The sequence below is a fragment of the Rhizobium sp. T1470 genome, assembly GCF_042140505.1.
In the GTDB taxonomy this organism is placed as follows: domain Bacteria; phylum Pseudomonadota; class Alphaproteobacteria; order Rhizobiales; family Rhizobiaceae; genus Rhizobium; species Rhizobium favelukesii.
On record NZ_CP148093.1, the window covers coordinates 635,630 to 653,028 of the forward strand.

General features: G+C 56.3%; 11 protein-coding genes and 5 pseudogenes. 9 read left to right on the forward strand and 7 right to left on the reverse strand.

Annotated elements, in window-relative coordinates; genetic code table 11:
* Positions 1-40: 40 nt before the first annotated feature.
* On the reverse strand, positions 41-1,273 hold the full coding sequence (locus WGT02_RS32980) for an acetyl-CoA carboxylase biotin carboxylase subunit family protein (RefSeq protein WP_208246242.1): 1,233 nt from the start codon (positions 1,271-1,273) through the stop codon (positions 41-43).
* 91 nt (positions 1,274-1,364) lie between these two features.
* Between WGT02_RS32980 and WGT02_RS32985 the strand changes: the two genes are divergently transcribed.
* From WGT02_RS32985 to WGT02_RS32995, 3 genes and pseudogenes are all read left to right on the forward strand, one after another.
* Complete coding sequence (locus WGT02_RS32985) at positions 1,365-2,606, forward strand: sulfatase-like hydrolase/transferase (RefSeq protein ID WP_225040373.1); 1,242 nt, start codon at positions 1,365-1,367, stop codon at positions 2,604-2,606.
* Positions 2,607-2,632: 26 nt separating this feature from the next.
* Positions 2,633-2,893 (forward strand): annotated as a pseudogene (locus WGT02_RS32990) (ABC transporter substrate-binding protein); the annotation flags it as partial.
* 261 nt (positions 2,894-3,154) lie between these two features.
* Positions 3,155-3,280, forward strand: a pseudogene (locus WGT02_RS32995) (IS481 family transposase); the annotation flags it as partial.
* Positions 3,281-3,406: 126 nt separating this feature from the next.
* Here the strand turns inward: WGT02_RS32995 and WGT02_RS33000 are convergent.
* Positions 3,407-3,604: pseudogene (locus WGT02_RS33000) on the reverse strand (IS481 family transposase); the annotation flags it as partial.
* Between the two features lie 10 nt (positions 3,605-3,614).
* On the opposite strand from WGT02_RS33000, the pseudogene WGT02_RS33005 reads away from it, so the two are divergent.
* The 4 genes and pseudogenes from WGT02_RS33005 to WGT02_RS33020 form a co-directional block, all read left to right on the forward strand.
* Positions 3,615-4,066 (forward strand): annotated as a pseudogene (locus WGT02_RS33005) (IS481 family transposase); the annotation flags it as partial.
* 73 nt (positions 4,067-4,139) lie between these two features.
* Positions 4,140-5,200, forward strand: a protein-coding gene (locus tag WGT02_RS33010; protein ID WP_208245220.1) for an IS630 family transposase whose coding sequence is annotated in 2 segments (ribosomal slippage) — positions 4,140-4,632 and positions 4,632-5,200 — 1,062 coding nt in all. Because the reading frame shifts where the segments join, the coding sequence is not laid out codon by codon here.
* 105 nt (positions 5,201-5,305) lie between these two features.
* Positions 5,306-5,494, forward strand: a pseudogene (locus WGT02_RS33015) (transposase domain-containing protein); the annotation flags it as partial.
* Complete coding sequence (locus WGT02_RS33020) at positions 5,491-6,093, forward strand: YecA family protein (RefSeq protein ID WP_208246210.1); 603 nt, start codon at positions 5,491-5,493, stop codon at positions 6,091-6,093. The pseudogene WGT02_RS33015 and the gene WGT02_RS33020, both read left to right, overlap by 4 nt.
* Before the next feature lie 527 nt (positions 6,094-6,620).
* Here WGT02_RS33020 and WGT02_RS33025 read toward each other — a convergent pair.
* The 4 genes from WGT02_RS33025 to WGT02_RS33040 form a co-directional block, all read right to left on the reverse strand.
* The gene (locus WGT02_RS33025; RefSeq protein ID WP_208246244.1) at positions 6,621-9,320 is read right to left on the reverse strand and encodes a condensation domain-containing protein; all 2,700 of its coding nucleotides are present in this window, start codon (positions 9,318-9,320) and stop codon (positions 6,621-6,623) included.
* A 250-nt stretch (positions 9,321-9,570) separates the two neighbouring features.
* Positions 9,571-10,422 (reverse strand): MurR/RpiR family transcriptional regulator, encoded by an 852-nt coding sequence (locus WGT02_RS33030; protein ID WP_208246246.1) that lies wholly within the window; start codon positions 10,420-10,422, stop codon positions 9,571-9,573.
* A gap of 666 nt (positions 10,423-11,088) precedes the next feature.
* Entirely contained in the window at positions 11,089-11,499 is a 411-nt protein-coding gene (locus WGT02_RS33035; protein ID WP_208246248.1) for a winged helix-turn-helix domain-containing protein, read from the reverse strand.
* A gap of 729 nt (positions 11,500-12,228) precedes the next feature.
* Complete coding sequence (locus tag WGT02_RS33040; RefSeq protein WP_208246250.1) at positions 12,229-12,912, reverse strand: hypothetical protein; 684 nt, start codon at positions 12,910-12,912, stop codon at positions 12,229-12,231.
* A gap of 125 nt (positions 12,913-13,037) precedes the next feature.
* On the opposite strand from WGT02_RS33040, the gene WGT02_RS33045 reads away from it, so the two are divergent.
* Both WGT02_RS33045 and WGT02_RS33050 read left to right on the forward strand, forming a co-directional pair.
* Positions 13,038-14,420 (forward strand): transposase, encoded by a 1,383-nt coding sequence (locus WGT02_RS33045; RefSeq protein WP_208245889.1) that lies wholly within the window; start codon positions 13,038-13,040, stop codon positions 14,418-14,420.
* A 411-nt stretch (positions 14,421-14,831) separates the two neighbouring features.
* A protein-coding gene (locus WGT02_RS33050) for an IS630 family transposase (protein ID WP_112334090.1) occupies positions 14,832-15,892 on the forward strand; the annotation gives its coding sequence in 2 pieces (ribosomal slippage) (positions 14,832-15,324 and positions 15,324-15,892; 1,062 coding nt in all).
* 33 nt (positions 15,893-15,925) lie between these two features.
* Here WGT02_RS33050 and ectB read toward each other — a convergent pair.
* Positions 15,926-17,230: a diaminobutyrate--2-oxoglutarate transaminase gene (ectB, locus tag WGT02_RS33055; RefSeq protein ID WP_208246253.1), complete on the reverse strand. Its 1,305-nt coding sequence runs from the start codon at positions 17,228-17,230 to the stop codon at positions 15,926-15,928.
* Positions 17,231-17,399: the final 169 nt, after the last annotated feature.

The window sequence follows — 17,399 nt, forward strand, 5'->3', positions numbered from 1 at the left end:
CGCACTGCCTGCGCGGCCGCGGTAAGGCCGCGAATTGGTCCTATTCATCAAGGGCCGGAAATGGTGTGATTGGCCAGCTAATTAGGTCCACGGCGCGCTGAAGTATCGCCTTCGTCTGAGCTGGGCTCGTTGAACTGGCGATAACCTGTCCGATCATGTCGTTGCCAGCGCCTTTCCTGAGGATCGGGGTGTTGGGTTCGACATAGAATCTGACATCAACGACACCCGGTACAGCAGCCGCCAGGCTGGTGCCCTCGATCCGATCGAGGATACCATCGCGATCGGGAACCAGGAATTGCGCGGCTGCAGTGCGGGAATGCCTTGCGCGCAGATCGCATTCGTCGCCGATGACAAGCTTGATATGCTCATTGATGAGATCGATGCCGAAAGCCAGCTGAACCAGTTCAGATTCCCCGATCGCTAGACGTGGATTGACTTCAATGACGACTGGGCCACGCCTTGTCCATCGAAATTCAATGTTGGTTGGCCCCCAGCCAAGGCCGAGAGCTTGCAAGCAGCTCAGCGAAACATTTACGATACGCGCATGCTCGTCATTAGTCAGCTGAGCCGGAAAGAGGTATTCACAAAAGACGAAATGGGGTGGAGGGCCGAAAGCACCGGTACCAACCGCAATGACCTCAATTCCCATTATATTAGCGCCGTAGTATGAGCCTTCTGCGAATTCTTCGACCAGAATCCGGGGCGCGGACTGCCATACGTACGTCCCGCCCAACAGATGCTTTGCATGGTTAGCCACCTCATCGGCGGTGCGGCACAATCGGACACCGCTGCTGCCGTTGCCGACAGCTGGCTTAACAATCACCGGCAGGCCGATCTCTGCGGCAGCGCCTTCGACTTCTTTCGCATTTGCTGCCGAGCGGTAAGCCGGCATCGGAACGCCGGCTTGTGCAAGGAGCTGGCGTTGAACGAACTTGTCGCAGCATTGTGCTATGGACGCAGGGTCGGGCCCCGGCAGATCGAAATGCCGGCAGAGCTTACCAACTGTCACAAAGACTGACTCCCCGGGGTTTGGAAAGCCTGTAATGCCGACAATGTCATAGGTCACACGCAGCCGAGCACATTCGCGGATCAGCGCCTCAAGATCGTTGGTATCGACGCGGATGGCCTCGCTGCCTTTTGCCGCAAGATAGGCGTACTGAGCTGGATCAGTCGCCAGGGTAATTGGATGGAGACCAAGACGCTGGGCCGCTCGGACGTAAAGCGAACCAGCGACCCTTGAACCTTCGATCAGGATGAGTGCTCGTTTTGCCATTGGCGTTGGACCTTTTCCTCTGTCCATTGCTGTAGTCTGAACGTGCCTAGCATTGGCGGCGGCAGTATCGATACCTACTGCACCGGGTAGTTTGACGTATCCGTTTGCGGCGCACACCCTGCCAAAGGCGTCGGCGTCAGAGAGAAGAGGGAAAACTGGTGAGCTCGGCGGCAGCCCTGCAAAAACGGTCACCCGGGGAAACACGCCTTGGAAAGCATGGAAGCATCTCAGCAATATCAAGAACCGCGAGCGCTACAAGGAAGAGGAGGAATTTCCTTGCGTAAAGTGCTTCACCGCCGGTGAGTTCCTGGATGGAAACAAGGATGCCGACAGCTGGTTCTTGATGATCGAGACCTTCGATCCGCATGAGCCGTTCCACGCTCCGGAGCGGTTCAAAAAGCTTTTCGAGACTGGCTACACAGGGAAGATCCTGGATTGGCCGGTCTACGAGAAGGTGACGAATTCCGCCGACGAAATCGCGGAAATCAGGGCCAACTACGCGGCACTGGTCGCGATGTGTGACGACCAGTTCGGCAGGCTCCTCGATGCGTTTGACAAAGACGGTCTTTGGGAAAATACCGCGCTCGTCGTCACGACCGATCATGGTTTCCTGCTTTCGGAACATGACTGGTGGGGCAAGAACCGGACACCTTACCACGAGGAAATCTCCCACATTCCCTTGATGATCTATCACCCGGACTACGCCGCCAAAGGCGGTGAGCGTCGTAGCGCGCTCGCCCAGCAGACAGACCTCATGCCGACCTTCCTTGATTTCGCGAGCGCGGGCAGACCATCGGAGGTCACAGGATGCTCTCTTAGAAAGGTGCTGGAAGCGGACGAACCGGTGCGTGATGATCTTATTTTGGGCATGTTCGGCGGGCCGATCTGCGCCACGGACGGGCGTTACACATACTATCTATTCCCAGACTCCCTAACGGGCGAAGGCTTCAACGAATACACCGTGATGCCAACCCACCTGCGCTCCTACTTCGACGTTCGCGAGTTCGAGGGCGCGGAGATGCCAGGGCCTTTCGAATTTACCAAGAGCATGCCCATCATGAAGATCAAGGCACGTGATTTCGCGGAGCGGATACCCTGGTTGGAGCAACAGGGTGGCTTCGCTGATGTCGGCACGGTGCTCTACGATCTCGCCACCGACCCGCAACAGGAGCGGCCTGTTGACGCTCCTGAGGTCGTGGCGGCGCTCAGACAATCAATCACGCGGCACCTTTGGCGCCACGACGCGCCGCCGGAAACGTTCGTCCGCTACGGGCTTACGGAAGAAAAATTGGCGATGGAGCGCCCGCTCGAGCGCGTTGGCAAGCCCACTTGAACCCTGCATCAATCGGGAGTGAGAAAATGAAAACTCTTAAAAAGCTACTCGGAAGCCCGGTGCTCATTGCATCTACTCTGCTGGCTGGCCAAGCGTTATCGGCGGAGCCGATAACGATCCTGATCAATACCTCTCCTTGGTACGGAGGGTTTGAGGCACTTGTCGAAAAATACGAAGCCGACACCGGGAACAAGGTAAACATTGACGCCGTGCCGCTGGGCGGGCTCCTCGAGAAAGCGCGCAACGCGGTTCGCGGGCCTTCCGGCGAATATGACATCGTCAATCTTTCGAACGCGTGGGCCGTTGAATTCTACGCAGGAAACTATCTGACGGCGCTCACCGACATCGAGCCGACCTTCAGCTTCGGCCAACAACATCATCGATGCCGATGGCCTGCTCTACTGGAACAAGGACAGGCAATGGCCTATGAAGGATGGCGGTGTTCCAATGGCGTTCTCGCCAAACGCCAATACCCATCTCTGGTACTACCGATCAGATCGAGAAGCCGCCTGCAGCTTGCCCTGTTCGGTGCGCACCTCGGCAATGCGCGGTCGTCGCTGCACCGCTGCCTGCAGCGCCACGGCATCGGCCGCCTGCCGGATGTCGATAGCGACAGGCCGGCGAAGAAGAAGTTCAAGAGCTACCCGATCGGCTACTTCCACATCGACAGTGCGCACCGGGCGTAAGACGGGTCTTTTACCACCGCTGCAATAATCGACATTTTCCGACCGGGATTGCCACGACGACAGAGGCAGTCCGTCGAGCGATACAACATAGTCAAGAGAGCCTGAGGGCGCTTTCGAAGCCCTAAGATGCGGGATTGTCGGCTGCAGCGCATAGAGGCAGTCATCGAGCGGCAGCAGCGTATACCGGCGAAAGGCGACAATAACTGCTTCTTCCTCGACAGAGAGGACCATCGATCTCGGTTCCTTCGGGCCGGTCGGCAGGTCTGCGACGGAGGTCCGCTTCCGCCACTTGGCGACGGTCTTCTGATTGATCCCGTAGCGTCACATGTTCGTCGCCATCGACCGCACCTCGAAGTTCGCCTTCGTCGAACTGCATGAGAAGGCCACCACCGCCGTCTCGCGCGAGTTCCTCCTGCGCTTGATTGCGGCCGTCCCCTACAAGATCCACACCGTGCTCACCGACAACGGGATCCAGTTCACTACGCCCGGCGCTGGCGGCTCGGCTGTCCCGCTGATCAAAGAGGCGATCGCCAATGGCGAACGTTTCCGGGCCCATGCCTTCGAATACACCTGCGCCACCAGTGATATCGAGCACCGCACGACCAAGCCCAAGCATCCGTGGACCAACGGTCAGGTTGAACCATCAAGGACGCCACCGTCAGACGCTTCTACTATGAAAGCCACGATCAACTGCGCCAGCACCTCGCCGACTTCGTCGCCGCTTACAACTTCGGCCGCAGGCTCAAGACTCTCAACGGTCTCATACCAGCGTGAGCGATCTCTGACTCTTTTTGAGGTTTCCAAATCAGTTGAGTTCTGAATCAATACCGCAAACGGAGGTTTGCGGATGACATCAGGAATTCCACTGCGCGATGACTTCGACGGCTTCGCTCTTCGGGCGTTGGCCAAAGGCACGAAGGATGCGGCACAGGCTCGGCGGCTTCTTGCCCTTGCCGAAATCTATGATGGCCATTCCCGCAGCGATGCGGCCAGGATCGGAGGCGTGACCCTGCAAATTGTCCGCGACTGGGTTATTCGCTTCAATGCGCGTGGCCCGTCGGGGCTCATCAATGGCAAAGCACCCGGCAATCAAGGAAAGCTTTCCGACGTGCATCGCCAGGCTTTGGCAAAGATCGTCGAAAGTGGCCCGATACCGGCGGTGCATGGCGTTGTGCGCTGGCGGCGCAAGGATCTTGCTCAATGGCTGTTCCAAGAATATCGGATATCCGTCGATGAAACGACCATTGGCCGCGAATTGAAGGCGCTCGGCTTTGCAAAGCTGTCTGCCCGCCCGCGCCATTACGCCCAGAACGAAGGCGACCTGGAGAGTTTTAAAAAAAGTTCCCCGCCACACTGGCAGCCATCAAAGGCAGGCTCCCGAAGAACGTCGAGATTGAGCTCTGGTGGGCCGACGAAGCTCGGATAGGCCAAAAGAACAAGATCACCCGGCGATGGGCACGCAGGGGAACAAGGCCTTCGGCACCACACGATCAACGCACGATGTGGACCTATATCTTCGGCGCTATCTGCCCCAAGAAGGGCAAAGGTGCGGGTCTCGTTCTTCCCTACTGCGACACCAGCGCCATGAACCAGCATTTGATCGAAATCAGCCAGGCCGTCGATGACGGCGCTCATGCCGTGCTGATCGTTGATCAGGCGGGGTGGCATGTCACGCCGAAGCTCGATGTGCCCGACAACATCACACTGCTCTTCCTGCCGCCACGCTCGCCCGAATTAAATCCCGTCGAGAACGTGTGGCAATTTCTGCGTGACAACTGGTTGTCCAACCGGATCTTCAAAGATTACGAGGACATCGTCGCCCATTGCTGCGACGCATGGAACAAGCTGGTCGCTCAGCCGTGGAAGATCATGTCGATTGGAATGCGTGACTGGGCGCACCGGTTTTGATTAGCGCTCGTTGGTATCACACCCTGCGAGTTCATTTGCAAGGCATGGGCTTCACAGCCCGAACGCTTCACCCTCGATCCGCTCCACCAAATGCCGGGACTAAACAAAACCTGGGCCATTTTAGGCTCCTTGCTGACGACAGCCAAGCTGAACGGCGTCGATCCGTACACCTGGCTCCACGACGTGCTTGAACGCATCGTGTCGGGCGAAATAAAGTCGACCTCCCTTGAGCGTTGCCTGCCGTGGCAATGGAAGAAAGAACATGCCGATATGAATATGGCGGTAGCAGCGTGAAGCGGCCCAAGCGTGCGAAACCTTTAACCCTGGAGCAGCTGGAAGTCTGGTTTGAAAAGGCCGAGCCGGCACCCCATTGCCGCGACGTCTCAATGATGAATGGCTTCCTCACGGGTCTGGCGGCTGGACCGGTCTTCCTGTTGCCCAACGACTGGATGTTCCATGTCATCGGCGATCACGAAAAGAGAGCCTTCATCGGCAACAAGATCCAGGCGGTGATCGACACGATCGTCGATCATTATAACCTCATAGCCCATCAGCTGACGGCGCCCGGGCGCTATGCCCCGGTATTGATGCGCACCGACGAGGGCGAAGTGCTTGCGGGCGACTGGGCCGACGGGTTCTTCGGGGCCATTGGTTTAAATCTCGAGGAATGGGCACCGCTGTTCGCTCAAAAGCAGACCGGCGATCCGCTTATGGCTATTCTCACTCAATGCACAAAGCCTGAGCTGATCCAAATGATCTCGACGGCATTCCCCAAGCCTCCCGAGGCCATTCTCAAAGATGCCTGGCGTACGCTTCCGTTCGCGGTCGAGGGTATTTACGCGCACTGCCAGCCGATGCGCTTTAACCCAGGCGCACCCGCCAACGACGCTTAGTCCGGGTTGAGGATCGGCGTCACGCCATGGCTGTGGGGCGCTCGCAACGGATACGTCAAAGACGCATCTTAGGAAACTACGGCACTATCCGACAGGCGGTGGCAACCGGGCGGTCACCGTGGGCTCGACTCTTCTGCCGTCGGTACGTCAGTTGACCAAACTTGACCACGAGATCGAGCGGAATCATTAGGCATTCTGGCTTTCGCCAGAGCCGATGAGACAGCGCGCCGTCTGATGGGTGTTCCCGGCATCGGTTCACCGCCTCTGCCCTTGCAGCAAGCGTCTAGGAATCTCCGCGCTCTCATGTCTCCGGCCCTTTGCTGCGATAACACTGACCGCTGGCCCTGATGGCGCCACGTTGCTGCAACTGCTCAAATATCTCGTAAAATCGCTCGACGATGTCGCCGATCTCGCATCGCATCTACCTGAAGGAAGTCTGATCGCCTGCGCTCGCTACTTGCAAACGTATTCGGAAAACCCACACAGTCTAATCGAAAGACGCATTCGTCTAACCATCGAGCGCCCTTTCATTCTGATCCTTCAGGCAAATCATCTAGCCAGCAGGCACCCTCGAGGTACAACCGTGAAAAGACTTTCCCGATCTTTTCCGGAGCCTTGTTTTGATGATATCGCATATAGACGTGGCCATCGGTTCCAAGGTCGAGGATCTCGATCTTTCCGGTATAATGCGACATGATATACTTGAATGTCTTTTGGATGCCGCTTAGACGTTGGTTAATGCCGTGCGCAACCTCTAGTCCGCGGCGCAGTGAAACCTGAAAGTGCGATGCGCCTTTCACCGGCCTGCCTTGGAAGAGATAATAGGGGCGTACACCCATTTGGTGACATTTCGCGAACGTTGCGGCCAAGATTTTGGGATTATCATTGACCCTCCTTAGAAGTACCGTTTGGTTGAGGAACTGCAAGCCATGTGCACTCAAGGAACGAATAATGCGCTCTGCATCGACCGAGATTTCACCGATGTGATCGAAATGTGTGACAATCACTGCGGCCTTACCTGCTTCATTGATCCGCTGGAACAAAGGTAACAGAGCGGGATCCTCAAATCTCTTAGGCTCGTAAGCGACCATTTTTGTGCCGAACCGAATCGAATTCAAATGGGGGATCGGCAGCAGATGATCCAGGATGTTTTCGAGCTTGGCAGCACTGAGAACGAACGGGTCCCCTCCGGATAGCAGCACGTTCGTTATTTCGGGATGTCCACTAATATATTTTGAAATTTGCGCGAAATCAGTTGCAACTTCATCGGAATTTTTGCCCACAATACGTTTGCGGAAGCAATAACGGCAATATGAAGCGCAACGGTCCGTTACCAGCAACAACCCAGTCTGAGGGTATTTGTGCTGAAATCCGGGCACGACGGTGTTGTCGTACTCGCCGCTCGTATCCAAATTGCCGGGACTCTCGAACTCTTTGAATGAGGGCTCGACGATATGTTTAAGCTGCTCGTAATAAGCGTTGTCGGCGATTTGTTCTCGATAGGATTTTGTTACATGATAACGCGTGATGCTGTTAGTTTGTAGCTCCCCCGCGGTTACGCCGCGCGCTCCCTCAATGAAATTCATGGTAGCGGTACCGCGCGTCGCGTCGCAGTTGTCGACCGAAGCTTGAACTTCGCTAACTTGAGGCGCCGCGGATATCCGCGTGTTCAGTTCACGATAGCTTCGGTTTTCGTCCTCGCAATGAACCGCGTCCCGATTCCGCGCCGGCTGCGCCTCGAGCAGCTCGTCAATGCAGCGATCGTGGGGAAAGGTCACTTCCCTCGGCTTCAACTCTGCCGAGAGATGGCGGCCTTCTTTGTCCAACACAAGCGGCACCGACCAGACCCGCTGGCCAAAGTTGACCGCCATCTGGCTCAGCGCCTGCTGAAAATACCTCGCGAATTGCGCGACCGTGCTCCGGTCGAACAGCGACGCCGCATATACAAGCCTTCCGCAAATCGTCTCACCTACCTCATCAAGCTCAAGCGCCAGATCATGTTGCGCGACAAGTTCGTCAACGCCGATATACTCAAGTTTTAGTTCCGGCAATTCCACCGACGCCCCGGGCTTGTTTGACAACAACGCAGGTATCGCATGTAGGATTGCGGTGTGAGCCTGCTTACGGGGCGGATTGATGCGTTCGATCACCTCATCAAAAGGCAAGTCCTGGTATACCTGCGCCCAAAGCACGGCCGTATTGACCTGCTCCACCAATTCCTCCAGCGTCGGATCGCCCGACAGATCAATCCGCAGCGTCGGCGTGTTGATGAAGGGCCCAATGAGCCCAGTGATCTCGGTGCGAGTGCGGTTGGGAACCGGCATCCCGATGATTAACTCCTGCTGACCCGATATCCGCGCCAACCAAAGCGCCCATCCCGCCAGCAGAGTCCCGAACAGCGTTGTTCCAAGACGTCGGCTGTGCGCCATGAGCTGCGTGGTCAGCGGCTCGTGCCACGCGAACTCGACGAAACTGCCCCTGTAGTCCTGCCGCGTCGGACGCGGCCGGTCCGTAGGTACCTTCAGCACCGTTGGCGCGCCCGCCAGCACCCGGCCCCAGTACTCCGATTGCCGCTCTAACACCTCTTCCGTCAGCCAGCTGCGCTGCCAAAGCGTGTAGTCCGCATACTGCACCGGCAAAGGCGCCAGCTGATGCGGCCTGCCAGTCCGGGCGGCGCTATAGAGCTCGCTGAACTCGTGCGCCAGGATATTCAGTGAGTGGTCATCGGAGACCATGTTGTGCATTGTGATCAGCAGCACGTGGTCGTCCACCGTCAAACGCACAAGTCGCCCGCGGATCAGCGGCCCGGCTTCGAGGTCGAATGGTGCCTGCGCTTCATTGCTTATCAATATCGCGAGGGCCGCCTCCCCGTCGACTCTCAATGTGACATCGTCGTGTTTCAGCGGCAGACCGACATCAGCCGGCCCCACCCGCTGGAATGGTTTGCCGCCATCCACTCCGATGGTGGTGCGCAACACCTCATGACGCACCACCAACCCGTCCAGAGCGGTCTGCAGGGCCGCGTCGTCCAGCTGGCCGCGGAGCCGAAGCCTTATTTGCAAGTGACAGGCGTCCCCGCCGCCCGTGAGACGCGAATGGAACCAAAGCCGCTCTTGGGTGAATGACAGCGGCACCCGCGTCGGACGCGGCAAACCTCTGATTGGCGGGATCGCGCTCAACAGTGCGGCATCCGCTGGATTGATCTGGAGCGTTCGAGTGCATTTCATCTTAAACCTCCTCAGCTGAAGTCTGCGGTTTGCCACATCGCAACGGACAATCGACATGTCTCAGGAAGTCGGCGTGCCTAGCAGAAACCATTGTGGCCAGAGCCTTGCACTTCGAGCGTTTTGAAGCCGCAGCGACGGAAATACTTCGGATTCAGTACATAGACAGAACCACCGTAACCGGAGAGCGAAAAAACGAGACGGACGCAATCGCCAAAAGCTTGTCATAATAATCTGTAGAGCCCTATCACTGCTAATATAACGCTGCGAGATCTGCTTCGTTGGCTGCCAAAGCTTGCAGCGCGCAGCTGCCGCGTCTGGCGGCGATCAATTGCAAGAGACATTCCACCGCCGCGAACGCCGGAGTCATCGTGTGAAAAACCGAAGGCATTTCGGTCCGAACTCGAATAACAATTTCAGAGACTTTGGCGATAGGGGAGAGCTCGCTGTCCGTCAACGCAACGAGCTTCGCATCGCGCGTCGCTGCGAATTCAGCGATCTGCATTGTGTATCGACTATACGGGCGAACTGAAACTACCAATAAGACATCTCGTCGACTCGCAGACAGGAGTGCATCATTCCGGGTTCCCCCTACGCCGTCAATCAAGGCCATGGGCAAGTCAATCAACGACCCGAGACAATGCATAAGATTGGCCGCAGGAAAACTGGAGCGGAGGCCGATGCAAAAGATTTGCCTTGCTTCCACCATGAGGTCGGCAGCTGCTGCGAGCGCGGCAATGGTGGAGGGCTGCGCGAGGTCACTTAGATAGCTATGAAATGCTTCGACTGTGTCGCTAACCGTGGCGCCATCACCCTCGGCCTCGCCTCGTGCTATCGACTCCTCTTCACACCCCGTATAGTTTTGTGGCAGCTTCCTGACGCCATTCGCGAAGACAACTTTCAAGTTGTCGAAACCGTCGAAGCCAAGGCGCTTTGCAAGTCGTGTTAGCGTCGTGGGAGGGACTCGCGCTCTTCGCGCCTGCTCCCTCATCGACAGCAGTGCGACCTCAGTCGGATGATCCACCAACCAACGTGCGGCAACTTTCATTTGCCGAGGCAGCCGCTCGTAGCTGTCCTTGATGGCACTAACAACGGGGAGATCCATTCTGATCTATTTCCTTGCTCGAATAAAGTCCTGAAGCACTGTTTGTGAACTGGGTGATCCTGCTGGAATCCCGCGCGGGTCAGCCCCGAAACGCCTGACGATTTCTCGTGAAGGTGCTTGGTCCGAAAAAGCTAAGAACCGACCGGCGCAAAAGCGACGCTTTGAGTTTTGATTCCGACGTGGCGTGGGCATACTGGCTTTCCTTTTTGTTAGATGAATCGAATATACAAGGAGGAAGATGTGGGCATTTCCACCGATTACTGCGAGAAATTCAAAAACCGTGCCAACCGGGCAAAAAGTTAGTATGAAAAGTCTCTTTCGATTTCTCAACGAGTTAGGCAAGGGCGCAGGAGGAAGGCGCGCCAGATCACCATGTCGGCAATACGACAAAACATACAGGAGTGTCGGCTGCGAGACCTTTCTGTTATTGCCGGTAGGACGCCTTCCGCGATTGGGCGTTCGATGAAAACGACACGGTTGCGCTTTCGTCGTATCTGTCTGCTGCCATTCTGGCCTGGCGTCACCACAACATGACGGCGCGAGATATATTCGCGAGACAGGCACTCTTTTAGCGATGTTTGGTTCTCATGAGGTAGCTCGACTATCTGCTACGCAAGCGATGATAAAGGGGTGGCTAGGGATGATACCAACTGCCGAGGCGTTGCCCTATTCGAAAAGGGCATAGCCGAGGGACCTCACAGTTCGTATGAGAACTGGCTCGCCTACTCGGTTGAGGGCTGCGCGCAAATGACCGATATGAACATCGACGGTGCGGAGGCCTATATGCACATTGTCCGGCCACGCTGCATTCTTCAGTTCAGGTCGGGAGTACACCCTGAATGGGTCTTTCATCAGGTGATGTAAAAGACGAAACGCTGTTGGAGTAAGATGGATTGAATGGCCATTTCGCAGCACGCGATGGCTGGTTATATTCAGCTCAAGATCACGAAATGTCAGTGCCTCACGAGGACGAATGACAGAGCCTTGAGACAAGTAGTCAGAGTTCGGTCCAGAAGCATAGTTGTTGGTCATAGTCATTGATCCTGGTTGTGTGAGGCGTCTGCGACAAACGTGCATGCACTATGCCAAGTGAAAAAATCATTCTAGAACAAGAGAAAGGCACCAGAGGTGCTGTGTTCAATGTCCGTCATTGTCGGCTCAATGAGCAGAACCCTTCAAACTGGATGAAGGGTTTTTGGTGCACTTTCCTGGCTGGGAAATGAACAGAAGACCGTGAAGGCATTGCAGATTTCGGACGCCCAGACGGCATTCATTTTTAAAGCAAGGTGATGACGGCGTTTCGGTTGCCGAGATCTGCGGTAAGTCTCATGGTGCCTGGCTCGACACTGATAGCCGTCAGCACTGCGAGATTGGTACTAAGTTGGCCATCGACGCTCCGATTGCTGATGTCAGAGCCGTTCAACGGAGGTCATTGCCCGCAGGAGCGCCTCGAGCTTAGAGCAGGCATCTCGATTCAATCTGAACTATAGAATGGCAAGAAATGCAATTTGAATCTCGTCCTCACAATGACCCACATCAAGAAGCCAGCTAAGAGTGCTCGGCGGGCTCCGGATGTTGCGGCACTCGGTGCCTTAGATCGGCCAGAGGGCTTCGCAGGCATCGCTGATGTCAGCGTGACATGATGTTCCACTATGAACTATAGGTCATCTCTAGGCATACCGGCGAAACGGCTTTCCGAATATCTAAACCACGAACGTCGAGCGGCGCGCCATGTCCTTTGTTGTAGCCGCCGCGTCGAGCGATGGAGTAGGAGCTAGACGCAAGTGACGGCTCACGATTGAACCGTCAGCCTTCTCGGCGAGCGATGGTCCCGCCATGCATGACGTGCATTTCATACGCTTGACGCCCCAGCGCGGCTTCAAAAAACTCGAGGTCATCATTGCGTCGACGCCGTCGACTTCGCGCAATGCTGCGAAGTAGCTCAGAACTGAACTTATAAACGCCGATAGGGATCAAATCCGCAGTGACGTCTCTGCTACTGACAGAGCTGCGTGGGAGGATGGCTGTAACTCGGAGCGCGTTATTTGCTAGCAAGCGCAACGATCGCTGGCTATGTGATTTGCCTACTACGATGAGGTTTCGGCCAGAAGCCTGTATCAAGCGCTTGATAAGCGAGACGTCGATATTGAGGTTCTCGGTGAAAATCAAGACTTCACCACATACCTCGCTAATCTCGTCTACTGTTACTGCATCAATGAGGCGCCCCGCATTCGGCGTAGGCAGAGCGCGTAAGCAGAGGTCCATGCCATTCGGGACGCTACGCAAACGCAAGCCAAGATCTCCAACAGCATGAAGGGCTAAGATCACCGACTTCTGCACGCCTGCCTGCGCCAATTGGGCTAACAAGTGAATTAGCATTGAAGTGCCCGCAAGCAATCCTAGGGCCGATTGACAGCGATCTTGCTGGGCTGTTTTCGTCTCGCATGCGTCGGTGACAATGATCGCCAAGCTCTGAAGCATTTTAGCCATCCTCTGAGCTCGACTTTGTACAAAATCGGTGGTGATTTCGGGGGCATCTGAGCAGCCCTGGGTGAATCAATTCGCCGCAGGGTCCCGGCCTTGCGCCATTCGTTTGATCGGATTCGAACGAATGGATGAGCGAACAACATGATCGTAGCCGTGAGCCGGGAGATGCGGTCCCCCACATCCTTCGCAAATGGCTGTCGCCGTTTCGTTTCTGGTTTACCGCGCCAAGCTGGGAGCATCTGCTGGTCCTGGTGATGGGTGCGCTCCTTTCGCCTGGCAAGCGAACGGTGACGGCCTGCCTGCGCATCACCGGACGCGCGGAGGTAAGTAATTTTGCCGCCTATCATCAGCTCCTCAACCGAGCCCGCTGGAACCCTCGCACGTTGGCGGCCCGTCTGCTGTCCGTCATTGTTGCCCGGCTCGTGCCCGAGGGCCCTGTCGTGATTGGCATGGATGATACAATCGAACGGCGTTGGGGCCAACGCATCGCCGCGCGTGGAATTTATCGTGACCCGGTGCGCTCCAGCCATGGCCACTTTGTCAAGGCCAGCGGCTTGAGATGGTTGAGCTTCATTGTTCTTTCACCTGTCCCATGGGCAAAATGTATTAAAGCCCTGCCGGTGCTGACGATCCTGTGTCCCTCTGAGCGCCATGATCAGAAGAAGGGCCGAAAGCACAAGCTGCTGACTGATTGGGCAAGGCAAGGCGTCTTGCAGCTTTGCCGCTGGCTGCCGGGCCGCGAAATCATCTTTGTCGGCGATAGCAGCTTTGCCGTTCATACACTGGCTGCGGCTCTTCCCGACACGGCCACTCTCATCACGCGGTTGCGTCTGGATGCCAGTCTCTTTGCTCCACCAGATCAACGGCACGAACATACGCTCGGGCGACCGGCGCAAAAAGGCAGGCCATTGCCGAAACTGAAAACGCTCCTCAAAGACGCAAAGACCGAGTGGCAGCGCATCGTCGCATCGTCCTGGTACGGCAAGCAAACCGACAAAACCCTTGATGTCACATCAGGAACCGGCCTCTGGTATCGGCGTGGAACGCCCCCAAGACCAATTCGCTGGGTTCTCGTTCGCGATCCATCAGGCCGTCGTGAACCCCAGGCGTTCATGAGCACCAACGTCAACCTTGAGCCCGCTCAGATCATTGCCTATTTCGTTCGGCGCTGGCAGATCGAGGTCACCTTCGCCGAAACGCGAGCGCATCTTGGCGTGGAAACCCAACGGCAGTGGAACGACAAAGCCATCATGCGCACGACCCCGTCGCTGCTGGCGCTCTACAGCCTCGTCACACTCTGGGCATGCGATCTGCTCGGTCATGGCGTCATTCCCTATGCCGCCGCCTGGTACAAGAAAACAGAGTTCACCTTCTCCGATGCCATCGGTGCGGTTCGCATGATCCTGTGGGATCAGGATATTTATCGACAGTACCCGCCAGACCCGGACATTCCTGAAACTCAACCAAGCCGCCTCAAGCGGATGACACAAGCACTTTGCTTCGCTGCATAATGTACAAAGTCGAGCTGAGGGTGGACGCCTTTAAGCCTAATTCCGTATCCAGCACTGGGTCCACTATCAGATCAGATAGTGATAAGCCGAATCTCAAGTCCGTTGGTGGCCGAAGGTTGGCGCGGTGGCGTTCTTTTCACGCAAGCTAAACGACCTAACAAAATTCTATCCACTTGTCTGAGGTTGGCGGCTGGTTTCGATCTGCGGCTTGGTCAGCCGAGCACCCCGAAACTGCCCTGGGCAGACGATCCGGATGAATCTCGCTGATTAAAGCTCAAGCCAGGCCATGGCCCCTGGCGCGCCAGCTACACTTTCATCGACGACGTTATACCAGCGAGCGCAGAGTGCGACTCACTTGGGATTCCCGAATCGGTGAAAATCTGAATCCATGGGGCAAACGGGAGGTTTGCAATGGGTTCGGCGATTGCATTGCGCGATGATTTTGATGGTCCTGCTCTGCGGCAGTTCGCGAAAGGGACCAAGGATGCCGCTCAAGCGCGGCGGCTTCTGGCGTTGGCGGAAATTTATGACGGCGGCTCGCGTACAGATGCGGCCCGGATCGGGGGCGTGACCTTGCAGATTGTTCGCGACTGGGTCGTTCGTTTCAATGAGCACGGGTCGGCCGGGCTCCTCAACGGCAAGGCTCCCGGCAATCGGCCCAAGCTGAATGATGATCAGCGCCAGGCCTTGGCCAAGATTGTAGAGCGTGGTCCGATCCCGGCTATCCACGGTGTCGTTCGGTGGCGGCGCAAGGATCTGGTCCAATGGATCTTCCAGGAATTCCGGATCTCGATGGACGAGACCACGGTTGGTCGCGAATTGAAGGCTCTCGGCTTTGCCAAGCTGTCTGCCCGGCCGCGCCACTACGCCCAGAATGAACCCGAAGTGGACGCTTTTAAAAAGAGTTCCCTGCCGCATTGGCAGCCATCAGAAGCAGCCTCCCGAAGAATACCGAGATCGAACTCTGGTGGGCCGACGAGGCGCGCATAGGTCAGAAAAACAAGATCACCCGCCGATGGGCTCGCCGTGGCACCCGACCTTCAGCGCCGCTGGATCAACGGACGATGTGGGCGTACATCTTCGGTGCCATCTGCCCCAAGAAAGGTAAGGGCGCGGGCCTCGTATTGCCCTATTGCGATACCGACGCCATGAATCAACATCTGCTGGAAATCAGCCAGGCAGTCGATGACGGCGCTCACGCGGTCCTCATCCTCGATCAAGCCGGATGGCACGTCACGCCGAAGCTCAGCGTCCCTGACAACATCACATTGCTGTTCTTGCCGCCGCGTTCGCCTGAATTGAACCCTGTCGAAAACGTCTGGCAGTTTATGAGGGACAACTGGCTGTCGAACCGCATCTTCACAGACTACGAGGACATCGTCGCTCACTGCTGTGCCGCCTGGAACAAACTCGTCGCGCAACCCTGGAAGATAATGTCCATTGGACTGCGCGAGTGGGCGCATCGGTTTTGATCAATGCATGTTGGTATTAGATCAACGAGCGCGCTATTTCTCCAGAACCGTTGCAGGATCTGGCACCACATTGAGCGCAGCGTTGACCGACTCTTCCAGAATGTCCAAGCCGCGTTGAAGCGTCTGCTGGTCAATGGTCAACGGAGGGAGAAGCTTGATAACCTCATCCTCCGCGCCGCATCGCTCTACAACGAGCCCTTCTTCAAAGGCGTTGCGAACGATTTTCTCGGTCAGTTCTCCTGTACCGCAATCGAGCCCCAACATCATGCCCCTCCCACGTACGGCAAGGCGGCGATCTTGGTTCCTAATCTCCCGAAGACGTTCGCGCATAGTGTGCCCGGTCTTCTTCACAAGCGCAGACAGCTCTTCACTAGCCCAATATTTTCGCAATGCAGCCGTGGCCGCTATGAGGGCAAGGTTATTGCCTCTGAAGGTGCCGCTGTGCTCGCCCGGTTGCCAAATATCGAGGCCGGGTTTGAGCAGCAAAAGGGACAATGGCAGTCCACAGCCACTGAGGGACTTAGACAAGAGAACAACGTCTGGAGATAATTCAGCAAATTCAAAGCTGAAGAAATCACCCGTTCGTCCGCAACCTGCCTGAATGTCGTCGACAATAAGTAGGATGCCGTTGTCTCTGCAAAGCCGCTCGACTGACTGCAGCCACTCCTTGCTCGCCGGTCTGATTCCCCCCTCAGCTTGAACGGTCTCAAGAATGACGGCTGCTGGCAGATCAACGCCGCTGCTTCCATCATCAAGTACTTTCTGCAAGAATCGCGACGTATCGTTGCTGGGCCCCCAATACCCGTCATAAGGCATAAACACTGCACCGCCCGGAGGAATGCCTCCCGCGTCCCGATAATATCGATTGCCCGTTACCGCGAGCGCCCCTAAGGTCACTCCATGAAAGCCGTTGGTGAATGAAATAATACTGCTCCGGCCCGTAGCTTTCCGAGCAAGTTTTAAGGCGGCTTCGACGGCATTGGCGCCCGTAGGCCCGGTAAACTGAAACCTGTATTTCAGACCGCGCGGGCGCAATATTATTTCATCAAAATACTCGAGAAACTCCCTTTTTGCTGACGTAGCCATGTCCAGCCCTTGGACGATTCCATTTGCATTTAGGTATTGCATGGCATGGTTCAGAAAATCGCGGTCGTTGTGCCCGTAGTTAAGGACACCCGCGCCGGAGAGAAAATCGATATACTGACGACCCTCCTCGTCTTCGAGGATTGCTCCTTCGCTCTTCCTGAACACAACAGGAAATGACCGCGAATATGTTCGCACGTTCGATTCGAGGGTTTCGAAGGCAATTAGCGAGTTGGGGCTACTTTCGTTAGGCATGATCTTCCTCTCCACACGATGCCACGGACACCGTCGCAGCACACATCTTGGACAACGCGATCCAGTCTTGCTTGCTTTCACAAGACGACATCAGTTGATATAGCGCGGCAATTCAACGTTCTAAACGACAACGGCAGCCCACGCGCCTACCTACGTCGGTAGTCACAAG

Coding starts and splice junctions, on each gene's coding strand:
- WGT02_RS32980 (WP_208246242.1), bottom strand. CDS start 1,273: ATGGCAAAACGAGCACTCATCCTGATCGAAGGTTCAAGGGTCGCTGGT.
- WGT02_RS33025 (WP_208246244.1), bottom strand. CDS start 9,320: ATGAAATGCACTCGAACGCTCCAGATCAATCCAGCGGATGCCGCACTG.
- WGT02_RS33030 (WP_208246246.1), bottom strand. CDS start 10,422: ATGGATCTCCCCGTTGTTAGTGCCATCAAGGACAGCTACGAGCGGCTG.
- WGT02_RS33035 (WP_208246248.1), bottom strand. CDS start 11,499: ATGCACGTTTGTCGCAGACGCCTCACACAACCAGGATCAATGACTATG.
- WGT02_RS33040 (WP_208246250.1), bottom strand. CDS start 12,912: ATGGCTAAAATGCTTCAGAGCTTGGCGATCATTGTCACCGACGCATGC.
- WGT02_RS33045 (WP_208245889.1), top strand. CDS start 13,038: ATGAGCGAACAACATGATCGTAGCCGTGAGCCGGGAGATGCGGTCCCC.
- ectB (WP_208246253.1), bottom strand. CDS start 17,230: ATGCCTAACGAAAGTAGCCCCAACTCGCTAATTGCCTTCGAAACCCTC.